The organism is Secundilactobacillus muriivasis (assembly GCF_054785195.1).
On sequence record NZ_BAABMI010000082.1, the window covers coordinates 1 to 11,890 of the forward strand.

Here is an 11,890-nt window from a genome sequence, read left to right on the forward strand (position 1 = left end):
CTTCCACAATGTAACCCATGATTAACGCGCAAACGAAGCCAAATTTCACAAACTCCGTACACTTACGTTGGACACAAACGACAACAAACGCAAACGACAACAAACAAAAACACGTATACCAACCTAATTTTGATTGGCATGCGTGTTTTATTAATTAATACCCAGTAGCTGACGAGGTCGTGTAGTTACTGTTATCACCAGTACCCGTTGAGGTTGCGGTGAGTTTAGTTGAGTCTTTTAAGTTTAAGGTGCGACGAATGTGGTTCGACACAAGTTGTAATTCCTTCATAGTTGGAATCTGGTAGGAGATGCCATCGATCATTGCGTCTTGGCCTTGAAGGGTTTCAGACTTGATGTGGTGGGTGGCATCGCCGTACTTGGTTCGAACAGCAATCATGTCATCGAAGGACATGTCAGTTTTCATGTTGCCGTTAAGAGAGGTCAAAATTTGCTTGTAGCGGGTGATTGACGAAATGCCGACACCCTTGACCACTAATTTTTGAAGAACTTGACGTTGCCGTTTTTGCCGACCGTAGTCACCTAACGGATCATCGTAACGCATCCGGGAGTAGTCTAACGCTTGCTTCCCGTTTAAATGAATCTTTTGTCCCTTGACCACGTTCGCGTGACCATACTTGAAGGTCATGTTAGGGGTTAAGTCGATACCACCAACGGCATCAACCATCTTTTCGAGCCCACCCATGTTAACAATGGCGTAGTAGTCGATTGGAATATCAAGCAAGGTCTGAACCGTATCAACGGCCGTTGCCGGTCCACCGATCGTATAAGCGGCGTTGATCTTTTCGTAGCCTTGGGTATCGCCCTTAACTTGAACTCGAGTATCCCGGGGAATACTTGTGAGGTAAGCCGTTTGCTTTTGCGGGTTGATCGTTGCAACAATCAGGGTATCAGTTCGCCCGGTATCGCTTCGACCTAACGCGCCCGTGTCAGTCCCAAGTAGCAGAATTGAGAACGGCTTACCACTTGAAATCACTTTAGAGACGTTTCGTAACTTATTGACTTGACCTTGTTCATAGGTCTTGTCGAACGTGTTCTTGGCATCATTATAAACGTGATAACCGTAAGCGACGCCCCCCGTGACCAAGATTAAAACTACAATCAATAAGCTCCATAGTAGCCCGCGATGTCGTCTACGGGGTTTAAAGTGCTGGCGGTCACTCCGTCGGTAACCTGATTCAGGTTGGTTTTGATTTGAATTATTCGATGCCATAAATTTTCCTCGCCTTTGTAAAATCTTTTTGCATTATATGTCAAAATCGTTACATAAAGTTACAATCTAGTAAAGTTTAAACGGATTTTAACAAAATACAACCGTTCGTCTATCAACCACAACCGAGGAGATTTAGAGCAGGTGCAGTTAATTCCCTGTAACCAGCTAATTACTGGCGTTCCGGCCGTGTCAATAATGGCGTTTATTTTTCTAGTCTAACTGTACCATTACATCATAAAATAAGCGCGGCGTAAATAAAATTATCCAAAAAAACGGCCGGTTATGATTTTTTTAGGTCGATTTAAGGTCACTTTGCTACGGAAAGAAAGCGAGGTCAATCATCCATAAGATTAAAAATGAATGGGAATGACTTCATTTTAGTGGGGAAATTAGTTTATGTAAGCGGTTGTATTCTGAAAAGCCTGAAAAGTCCTGCCGTGATGTGCTATAATAAAAATTAATTTTTGATGTGAAAGGGGTGATTCAATTATGCTGCTGTTGTTCGCTCGGAGTGTGGCGGGCGTGGTCGAGATCCTGATCATGATTGCATTGGGATATTTGTTAACTAACCTTGGTTGGTTCAACGAGTCGGCTAGTAAGTTGATTGCCCGGTTGGTCACGCAGGTGGCTTTACCGGCATATATGGCGTACACCATCGTCAGTAAGTTCTCGTTTAACCGACTGATTGGTACGCTTCCCGATTTACGATTCCCAATTGTCTCAATGATGATCCTGTTCGTCGTTTCAATCATTGTAGCCAAAGTTTTACATATTAAGGAAAGCCACCGGGGGCTTTTTGAATCAATGTTTTTTAATTCCAATACGGTGTTTGTTGGCTTGCCAGTCAACGTCGCTTTATTCGGTGAAGCAAAGAGTTTGCCATACGTGCTCGTGTACTACATGGCCAACACAACCATTTTCTGGACGTTGGGGGTTTACTTGATTCAACGTGATGGCGAAGGGGATTACAAATTCAACCTGGGCCAAACCTTGAAAAAAGTGTTCTCGCCACCATTGCTTGGCTTCATGGTTGGGGTGGTCTTGGTGCTACTCAAAATCAAGCTGCCAAACTTCATCATGCAAGATTTGAACTACATTGGTGGGTTAACGGTGCCATTATCGATGATCTTCATTGGGATTGCGATCGCGAACGTGGATCTTCATGACCTGACGTTAAATCGTGGTAACTTGGGGATCTTGAGTGGTCGGTTCATTTTGGCGCCCATCTTGATGGCGTTGCTTGTGTTGCCGACACCAATGCCTGCCATGATGAAAAAAGTGTTCATCATTCAATCAGCCATGCCAGTCATGACAAACGCACCCGTTGTGTCGAAGTTATATGGCGCCGATTCCAGTTTTGCGGCGATCATGGTAACGGAAACCACGTTGATGAGTTTGATCGTTATTCCAATTTTAATGTTATTATTGAACGGTGTGCATTAAACATGGCCAGTGATGGCCGATAATTGTTGTCGCTTGAGGTTTAGGAAGGGTTCTGCATTGTTTTGAGAAAAACCATTTTATACATTGCGTTTTCAACGTTAATGTTTAGTTCAATGGAAATTGCACTGAAGTCAGCTGGGAGCGCGTTTAGTCCGATTCAATTGAATCTGATTCGCTTCTTCGTTGGTGGTCTAGTTTTGTTGCCAATCGCGTTACGGACAAATGCGAAACAGGGGATGCACGTGCACCTGAGTGACTGGGCGCTGTTTGCCTTAACCGGGTTCGTCTGTGTGATCGTCAGCATGACGTTATACCAACTGGCTATCGTCTACGATGAAGCATCGACGGTTGCTGTGTTGTTCAGTTGTAATCCAGTATTTGCCCTTATTTTTTCCTACCTCATCCTACACGAACGGTTAGGCCGAGCGAACTTGATTGCCGTGATCGTCTCGTTGATTGGCTTACTTGTGATTGTTAACCCCAGCCATCTTAGTCGGCCACTTGGGTTAGTTTTGGCGATTTCATCAGCCTTAACGTTTGGGTTGTACAGCATCATTTCACGGTATGGTTCCGTAAAACATCACTTTAACGGTATCGTGATGACCGCCTACACGTTCCTAGCAGGTTCTGCTGAATTGCTGGTGCTGGTCTTGATTACACACATTCCAGCCGTTGCCAACGGGTTAGACCAAGGCGGCTTGTTGTCACAATTTAGTCGGATTCCAGTCCTTCAAAACGTGACGTTGAACCATTTTTGGTTACTCTTCTTTATCGGGGTTTGCGTTACCGGTGGTGGTTTTGCCTTTTACTTCTTGGCAATGGAACGTTCCGATGTATCGACGGCTTCACTGGTCTTCTTTATCAAACCAGGGTTGGCACCAATCTTAGCGGCGCTGATCTTAGGCGAGCATATCTCAGTTGAAACGATTGTTGGGATCGTGATCATCTTAATCGGATCCGTCATCACCTTTATGGGGAACCGGATCAAGGCGCGCGAATCGCACTTGCTTAATCAAGATGACGTTACAGCGGAAGTTGCTGCAGCTCAAGAATCGGTTCAATCACCAGAAACGTTGGTTAAATCAACGCAACCAACGCAACATTAATGAATTAAGGTTAGATAACAAACACCGCTTGCATTTGGGTGTAAAATAGAGTCAAATTAATAAGCAGTCTTATCAGTGATGATAACGCCGCTTATTTTTTAATTGATAATTGTGCTTAATTGAGCAATTGATTGAAACAAAGATTGGCGGTATGACGCTGATTAAGGCAGAGGAGAGAACGAACATGGTTGAATTAGTCGTTTTACGGCATGGTGAAAGTGAGGCTAACCGCGACGGTATTTTTACAGGTTGGAGTGACGTTTCCCTGACGAAACAGGGCATTCAACAGGCGCATGAGGCTGGACAGTTGCTGGCGAAATCCGGGATCCAGTTTACCCATTGTCATACGTCGATGTTGAAACGTGCAATCACGACGACCCACATCGTTTTAGCGGAGATCAATCAGTTATTTATTCCTGAAACGAAATCCTGGCGGTTAAATGAACGGCACTATGGCGCGTTACGTGGACAGAAAAAGCAGGCCGTTAAACAACGAGTGGGTGAGACCCAGTTTCGAACTTGGCGTCGAAGCTTTAAGACGGTACCGCCACTGCTTGATCAACCGGATGAAGATCCACGCTATGCTGCCTTGGGCGTTACCGAACCCCGGGGTGAGAGTCTGGAAATGGCCTATAATCGCCTGATGCCTTACTGGGAGGATCAGATTGCCCCACGGCTACTAAACGGTGACAACCAACTCGTAGTGGCCCATGGTAGCACGTTACGGGCGCTGATCAAATACTTGGAACGAATTAGCGATGCTGATATCGATCAGCTTGAAGTGCCCAACGGAGAACCGATTCGGTACCAGTTGGATGACCAGTTGCACATTGTGTCGAAGACTGTTGGGAAAGCTATCTTGAAGTGAAATTGAACCACTTTGACGTTTAGTCGTTGAAGTGGTTTTTTGCTGTTGTTTGTGTCCAGCGACAGTGTGCGGAGCGAGACGGGTTGAGAGCGGTGTGTAGGGGCACTTCGGTGAAAGCGCCCGGGCCTGGCGGTTTTATCGAAGTGCCCCTACATGCAGCTCTCAGTCTCGCGCAGCACCATTCGGCGTGGTGGCCAGAAAGCGCGTGGTTGACAAGTTTTCACAACTTCAGGAACCCTAGAAATGATAGTTTAAGTGACGCCGAATTTTGTAGCCTGAGAGCGCTGATTTTTATGCGGCTTTGGCGAGCGAAGCGATGACAAACAGCCTTCACCCAAATTGCACCCAACACTTACGCTAGACACAAATGACACCAAAAACAGCCTCAACTGACCCTATATCGGTCAATCGAGGCTGTTCTCAAATGTTAAGTTAATAAGTTAATGTGAAGCCAAGGCGCCCATTGGATCCCATGGTGCGAGGACCGTTGGGGTTTGCGCTTGGGCTTGTTTCAGTTCATCACTGAGGTACTTCTTGTTGATGACGATTTGGTAGCAGTATTCTTCGAGCCAACGATCACTCATGACGAAGTAACCCTTAGTGCCGACCTTTTCGCCCCAACTGTTTTCGACCTTCCACTTGGTTGGTTGGCCGTCAACGAGGTCTACACCGGTGATAACCATGGCGTGGGTCATAAGACTTTCACCGTAGTCAAGACGTTGCGCCTTAGTCATGGTTAGATCCATGTCTAAGAGGGCGTTTTTATTGTAGGCGTTCAGGTCCATGATCCCCTTTTGGCGATCAGAGCTTTGACCAACATCACAGCCGAACCAGACACTTTGACCATCTTGAAGTTGCTTGATGGCTAATTGCTTAAAGTCGTCGATCGTGACGTTTAAGTGCTTCACTTCGCGACCACCCAAAACGTTGCCTAACATTTCAACGGTGTACGTTTTGTTGTAAGGCTTGTCAGCGGTTGGACCGTTGATAATTGACACGTAGTCGTTGAGGTCCCAGCCCACGTATTTGTCGTAGAAAGACTTAGGGGTCAGATTTTGATCTAAGTGGTAGTTCTTATCGTCATCGCGATATTCGAAATCGAATTGTTGGGCAGGTTCGCCGAGGGTGTAGCAAAGGAGGCGGTAAACTTCACCTAGCATCCGGTCACGATTGCTGGCAATGTCGGCTTCGCTGGCACCGTCTGCAACTAATTGACGTAACGTGACGGCATCCTTACGCAGCTTTTTGTTCAACGTGCCGTTCAGTTCGTTGGACTTAGAGCTGCTGTAAGTTTCGGGCATCACTGACTTAGGCACGATGCCGTACTTTTCGATGATGGCACACAACATATCCCATTGACCGCCATCTTGTTGTGGGGTAGCCATTAGGAAGGCCACTTTCCGGCTGTCCAATGGTTGGTCAGCGGTGTTTAACACGTTTTGGTAGAAGTAGTTTGATTTTTCGAACTTGTCCCAGAAAAAGGTGTAGTTTTGTGAAAGCTCGAAGTCGGTCAGTTTAAAGAGGTCGGCTAAGTGGTGCCGCATGGTGTTAAGGGCGGCAAACATCCAACAACGACCACTTTGTTTTTGGTTGGCTACTTTACCGGTGTCCAAATCAATTGAAAAGACCGGCGTCATATCAGTATCTGAGGCGTAGTCCGCACTGGTAGCTAAAATCCCTTGGTGGGTCACTGCGCGTTCGATGACTTTTGCGTCCTTGCGTTCGGCAAATTGAGCCTGATAACGCGCAATTTGGTTGCTGCTGATAGCAGCTTTAGAAGATTGAGTCAAATTCATCACGCTCCTTAATCGTTATGGCTTATATTGTACCGCATTTCGTTGCTTGGTAGCGAGTAAATAGTGTAAGATGGGGAGACATTGGTGTGATGTATTTAGATAGTATGACGCAACTAAACTTTTAAGGAGCGAGTAAAATGACACGTGGATTTGAAATTGTTTCAAAATACCGCAACGCTGGCCTAAACCTACCGTACCGCACAACGAAGCGGGCGGCTGGGTATGATTTCGAAAGTGCAACCGACTTTACAGTGCCGTCGATTTGGAAGCTTGATTTTTTGAAGGTCCTTTGGGCGATTCGTCACGAGAGTGCTGTGGATGACGTTCAGGCGCAAAAAGCAAAGCGTATTTTGAAGCCGTATTTAGTCCCAACCGGCATCAAGGCTTACATGGGTGGCGATGAAGTACTAATTTTAGCTAATCGCTCAAGTAATCCGTTGAAGCGCGGATTGGTGATTCCTAATGGGATTGGGGTAATCGATGCAGATTACTATAACAATGAGAACAACGAAGGCGAAATTTTCATGCAAGTGTTGAATTTCGGCCTGGCAGATGTGCACTTGAAACAGGGCGAACGAATTGGCCAAGGCATCTTCATGAACTACTTGTTAGCCGATGAAGAACGGCAACCGCAAGCGGAACGACAGGGTGGTTTTGGGTCTTCTGGGAAGTAATTTTAAGAAGCGTTTAAAACTCAAGTTGGAGCTGTTTCAATTGCCGTGCACTATGCTAGAATAGTATTGGTTAGTAAAAGTCAAAGGTAACGATTTAAGGGAGAGAATGGATTGGCAAAGAGCAAAACCCAATTTGTATGTCAAGAATGTGGCTATCAAGCACCCCGATTTTTGGGACGCTGCCCAAACTGTGGCAAGTGGAACACATTAGTTGAAGAAGTTGTTGCCCCTTCTGTGATACCAAGTGTGCAACATGCAACGACGACGCTGGTTGGCGGTCGGGTTAGCAAACCCGAAAAGTTATCAGCAGTGTCAACGCAACGCGAACCTCGAGTCAAGACGCAGTTAGCGGAATTAAACCGGGTTCTCGGTGGTGGCGTGGTGCCGGGCTCCCTCGTATTGATCGGTGGGGATCCCGGAATCGGAAAATCAACCCTTTTACTTCAGGTTTCTGGTCAGTTGAGTCAGACTGGCGGAACCGTCCTTTACGTTTCCGGTGAAGAAAGTGCTAACCAAATTAAAATGCGTGCCAATCGATTAAGCGTTTCGAGTGACAACCTCTATTTATATCCTGAAACCGATATGAGTCGGATTCGGGAGAGTATTGACGAGATGAAGCCCGATTACGTGGTGATCGACTCGGTGCAAACGATGTCCGAACCAGAGATCAGTTCCGCCATTGGTTCGGTGTCTCAGATTCGCCAAGTCACGGCGGAGTTAATGCGAATTGCGAAGTCGCAGGGCATTACCATTTTTGTTGTCGGTCACGTTACAAAGGGCGGCGCGATTGCTGGGCCGAAGATTTTGGAACATATGGTGGATACCGTGCTGTATTTTGAAGGCGACTTACACCACACTTACCGAATCTTGCGGGCAGTGAAGAACCGGTTTGGCTCAACCAACGAGCTTGGCATCTTTGAGATGCAGGAAACGGGTCTAAAAGAAGTGTCGAATCCCTCTGAAATCTTCTTGGAAGAGCGACTGGCGGATGCTACCGGATCAGCCATCGTTGTGTCGATGGAAGGGACTCGGCCAATCTTGGTCGAAATTCAAGCGTTGTTGACACCATCCGTCTTCGGAAATGCACAGCGAACATCGTCTGGGATTGATCGTAATCGGGTTTCATTAATCATGGCAGTGCTGGAAAAACGGGCCAATCTGATGCTTCAAAACCAGGATGCTTATTTGAAAGCGGCTGGTGGCGTTAAGTTGGACGAACCCGCTGTTGACCTTGCATTGGCGATTAGTATCGCCAGTTCTTACCGCGATCAAGGCACTGATCCAAGTGAATGTTACGTTGGTGAAATTGGCCTGACGGGTGAGATTCGGCGGGTCAACCGAATTGAAAGTCGGGTCAGTGAAGCGCAAAAATTGGGCTTTAAGCGTATCTATGTCCCAAAGAATAATCTGAAGGACTGGACGCCACCCGTTGGCATTGACGTGGTTGGGGTTGCGACGATTGGTGACGCATTGAAGTTGATTTTGTCGTAGATTAGATTTATGGAGGTGAAGGTTATTGAACAAAAAAAGACTTATTATTCAAGGAATCTTCGCGTTTATCGGACTCGGGCTCGGCGCCGTTTACTTACCGGCATGCTGGGCACTGACCGGATTAACGACGCGTACGTGGTATAACAATGAAATTTCAAACCCGTTGATCGGGGCGCTCGTGCTTTGGCTATTATCCCTTATTCTTTCAGGTTCAATTGAGCGCTTGATCAACCAGTTTGAAAAAACGTTGACGTCAAAGAGCCCGTCATACCTATTGTTTGGGAGCGTGTCGACCATTATCGGCTTGATTTTTGCCATTTTGATTTCGACACCGTTGACGCGGATTGATTCAGTCTTCTTTGGTGGCATCGTGCCAATCATCCTGATGATCTTGTTTGGTTACCTCGGGTTCCGAATGGGGACGACCAAACGGGATGAATGGCGAAAGTTATTCCAATTTCGGGGTAAGAAAGCGGACGATGGTGAAAACATCATTGATCGCCCACTGGATGAAAATTACCACCACTACAAGATTTTGGATACCAATATCTTGATCGATGGCCGAATTTACGACCTTGTGAAGACTGGCTTCATTGAAGGGACGTTATTGGTGCCCAACTTCGTGCTGTATGAACTGCAGTACATTGCGGATTCAAGCGATAGCATCAAACGGGTTCGTGGCCGGCGAGGGTTGGATATTTTGAATAAACTTCAAAATGAAAACTTAGTGCCAGTCGAGATGTACGAAGGTGATTACGAAGATATTCCGGAAGTGGATAGCAAGTTGATCCGTTTGGCTAAGGAAGTTAACGGGGTCATCGTAACCAATGATTATAACTTGAACAAAGTGATTGAATTTCAAAATGTTCAAGTGCTTAACATTAACGCGTTGGCTAATGCGCTGAAGCCACGGGTCATTCCGGGTGAACACTTGAACGTGATGGTCGTGAAAAACGGTACCGAGCGTCAACAAGGGGTTGCGTACTTGGATGATGGCACGATGGTGGTCGTTGAAGACGGTCGCTTCTATCTGAATGACCATCTGGATGTTATCGTTACCTCGGCAATTCAAACGGATGCCGGTCGGATGATTTTTGCTAAGCCGGCTCATTCGACAACTGAAATTACCGAAAAAGCGGCCGCTGCTAAGAACAACGCCCGTAAGGCAAAGGCCAAAACAGCACCAAAGAGTCGAAAAAATTAAGTTATTCGACGCTCAAACTTTTCTTTTTGAATATTCCATTGTAAACTAGGACATGATGTCGATGATGCGTGGCCGGTGACAACGGGTAAAACTCACGCAGGGGATACCTTCCAATCAACACGATGTTGACTGGAACCGGATCCCCTGTTTGTGGGCTAGACCCAATGTCGGTTAGCTCGCAGGTCGAAAATTTTTGAAAGAGGCGGAAAATACATTGGCAAATGATTCAATTCGCGTTCGTTATGCACCAAGTCCAACCGGACACTTGCATATTGGTAACGCACGGACAGCATTGTTTAACTACTTGTTTGCGCGTCACTACAAGGGCAAGTTTATCATTCGGATCGAGGATACCGATACGAAACGGAACGTCGCAGATGGCGAAAAGAGCCAACTCGATAACTTAAAGTGGTTGGGGTTGGACTGGGATGAAGGTCCCGACAAACCAGGTGACGTGGGTCCTTACCGTCAATCAGAACGGTCTGAACTTTACAAGCCATACATTGAACAATTGTTAGCAGAAGGCAAGGCCTACAAGTCTTACAAGACCGAAGACGAACTTGAAGCTGACCGTGAAGCCCAACGGGCCCGTCACGAGATGCCACACTACGAATACGAATATGAAGGATTGACCGCCGAAGAACGTGACGCCAAGATGGCTGAAGCTGAAGCCAAGGGCTTAAAGCCAGTTATCCGGTTCCACGTCCCAGAACACAAGACGTATGCTTGGGATGACATGGTTAAGGGCAACGTTTCCTTTGATTCTGATACCATCGGTGGCGACTTCGTGATCGTGAAGGCGGATGGCATTCCAACCTACAACTTTGCGGTTGTTTTGGATGACCATTTGATGAAGATCAGCCACGTTTTCCGTGGGGATGACCACGTGGCCAACACCCCTAAGCAATTGATGATCTACGAAGCATTTGGCTGGGAAGCACCTAAGTTCGGCCACATGAGCTTGATCATCAGCAAGGATACGGGTAAGAAGTTGTCGAAGCGTGACGAAACGGTGCTTCAATTTATTGAACAGTACCGGAAGTTGGGCTACTTGCCAGACGCTTTGTTGAACTTCATCATCCTTTTAGGCTGGTCACCAGTTGGCGAAGACGAAATCTTCTCATTGAAAGAATTCGTTAAGATGTACGACGAAAAGCGGTTGAGCAAGTCACCAGCAACCTTCGATAAGAAGAAGTTGGAATGGATCAACAACCAATACGTGAAGTCATCTGACGAAGACGTTGTCATGGACCTTGCTTTGCAACAATTGATCGAAGCAGGCAACTTACCTGAGAACCCAGATGCCCCAACGGTTGAATGGGCACGTAAGTTGATCAACGTTTACAAGCAACAAATGAGCTACATGGCGCAAATCAACGACATGGCTTCTGTGTTCTTCAACGAACCAGAACAAGTCAGTGGCGAAGCTTTGGAAGAAATTTCAAACGACACCGCCCCAATCGTGTTGAAGGAATTTGCTGAACGGATCAAGGACTTACCAATCTTTGATACGGTCAAGATTTTACAGACGATCAAGGCCATTCAAAAGGACACCGGTATCAAGGGTCGTAAGCTCTGGATGCCAATCCGAATCGCCGTTACCCACGAAATGCACGGGCCAGAATTGCCAGAATCAATCGAATTGATTGGTCGCGACAAGGCACTCGAACACGTGGCACAAACGTTAGCACAGATTCAATAATTGAAACTTGCAAACAGTGAACGGGAACTCTTTGTGTGGGGTTCTCGTTTTTTGTTTTATTTTCGATTGTGTCCAGCGTAAGCATGTTTAGTTTGTGAAGTGATTCTGGTTTTCTATAGTGGGAAGATGCCGCGGGAGGCTCCGGCGCTATGCGGGGACTGGAACGCAGTGGCCAGATAGGCTTCCAAGCTTCGCTGGATCGCGGGCCTACGAGCTAGGAATGGGCAAAAAGCGCCCATGCCGGATCTCTCCGGACCCGCGTATGACTAAAGCAGTCGCAGTCCGAACCCCACGAACTACGACTGCTTAAGTCATACCGACACTGCTGAGCCCCGCGCGCCTCCGCCTCCCGCTACGTGGTTGCGCTACAGCCGA

Annotated in this window: 9 protein-coding genes; 7 read left to right on the forward strand and 2 right to left on the reverse strand. The window is 46.8% G+C overall.

Annotated elements, in window-relative coordinates; all coding sequences use genetic code 11:
* Window positions 1-154: 154 nt before the first annotated feature.
* Window positions 155-1,231 carry an LCP family glycopolymer transferase gene (locus tag ACYVR3_RS15205; RefSeq protein ID WP_461244908.1) on the reverse strand — a complete coding sequence of 359 codons (1,077 nt, stop codon included), beginning with the start codon at window positions 1,229-1,231 and terminating at the stop codon, window positions 155-157.
* Window positions 1,232-1,720: 489 nt separating this feature from the next.
* Here ACYVR3_RS15205 and ACYVR3_RS15210 point away from each other — a divergent pair, with 489 nt between their 5' ends.
* The 3 genes from ACYVR3_RS15210 to ACYVR3_RS15220 all read left to right on the forward strand — a co-directional run bounded on the left by ACYVR3_RS15210 (window position 1,721) and on the right by ACYVR3_RS15220 (window position 4,648).
* Window positions 1,721-2,674 (forward strand): AEC family transporter, encoded by a 954-nt coding sequence (locus ACYVR3_RS15210; protein ID WP_300563179.1) that lies wholly within the window; start codon window positions 1,721-1,723, stop codon window positions 2,672-2,674.
* A gap of 62 nt (window positions 2,675-2,736) precedes the next feature.
* Entirely contained in the window at window positions 2,737-3,780 is a 1,044-nt protein-coding gene (locus ACYVR3_RS15215) for a DMT family transporter (RefSeq protein ID WP_300563181.1), read from the forward strand.
* Window positions 3,781-3,964: 184 nt separating this feature from the next.
* Window positions 3,965-4,648, forward strand: coding sequence for a 2,3-bisphosphoglycerate-dependent phosphoglycerate mutase (locus ACYVR3_RS15220; RefSeq protein ID WP_461244909.1), 684 nt, complete (start codon window positions 3,965-3,967; stop codon window positions 4,646-4,648).
* A 440-nt stretch (window positions 4,649-5,088) separates the two neighbouring features.
* Here ACYVR3_RS15220 and ACYVR3_RS15225 read toward each other — a convergent pair whose 3' ends face one another.
* On the reverse strand, window positions 5,089-6,438 hold the full coding sequence (locus tag ACYVR3_RS15225; protein WP_461244910.1) for a C1 family peptidase: 1,350 nt from the start codon (window positions 6,436-6,438) through the stop codon (window positions 5,089-5,091).
* 143 nt (window positions 6,439-6,581) lie between these two features.
* On the opposite strand from ACYVR3_RS15225, the gene ACYVR3_RS15230 reads away from it, so the two are divergent.
* The 4 genes from ACYVR3_RS15230 to gltX all read left to right on the forward strand — a co-directional run bounded on the left by ACYVR3_RS15230 (window position 6,582) and on the right by gltX (window position 11,515).
* Window positions 6,582-7,118: a dCTP deaminase/dUTPase family protein gene (locus ACYVR3_RS15230; RefSeq protein WP_461244911.1), complete on the forward strand. Its 537-nt coding sequence runs from the start codon at window positions 6,582-6,584 to the stop codon at window positions 7,116-7,118.
* 111 nt (window positions 7,119-7,229) lie between these two features.
* On the forward strand, window positions 7,230-8,609 hold the full coding sequence (gene radA / locus ACYVR3_RS15235) for a DNA repair protein RadA (RefSeq protein WP_461244912.1): 1,380 nt from the start codon (window positions 7,230-7,232) through the stop codon (window positions 8,607-8,609).
* 25 nt (window positions 8,610-8,634) lie between these two features.
* Complete coding sequence (locus ACYVR3_RS15240; protein WP_054737487.1) at window positions 8,635-9,813, forward strand: PIN/TRAM domain-containing protein; 1,179 nt, start codon at window positions 8,635-8,637, stop codon at window positions 9,811-9,813.
* 214 nt (window positions 9,814-10,027) lie between these two features.
* Window positions 10,028-11,515 (forward strand): glutamate--tRNA ligase, encoded by a 1,488-nt coding sequence (gltX, locus tag ACYVR3_RS15245; RefSeq protein ID WP_054737488.1) that lies wholly within the window; start codon window positions 10,028-10,030, stop codon window positions 11,513-11,515.
* Window positions 11,516-11,890 lie beyond the last annotated feature (375 nt).

Coding starts and splice junctions, on each gene's coding strand:
- ACYVR3_RS15205 (WP_461244908.1), bottom strand. CDS start 1,231: ATGGCATCGAATAATTCAAATCAAAACCAACCTGAATCAGGTTACCGA.
- ACYVR3_RS15210 (WP_300563179.1), top strand. CDS start 1,721: ATGCTGCTGTTGTTCGCTCGGAGTGTGGCGGGCGTGGTCGAGATCCTG.
- ACYVR3_RS15220 (WP_461244909.1), top strand. CDS start 3,965: ATGGTTGAATTAGTCGTTTTACGGCATGGTGAAAGTGAGGCTAACCGC.
- ACYVR3_RS15230 (WP_461244911.1), top strand. CDS start 6,582: ATGACACGTGGATTTGAAATTGTTTCAAAATACCGCAACGCTGGCCTA.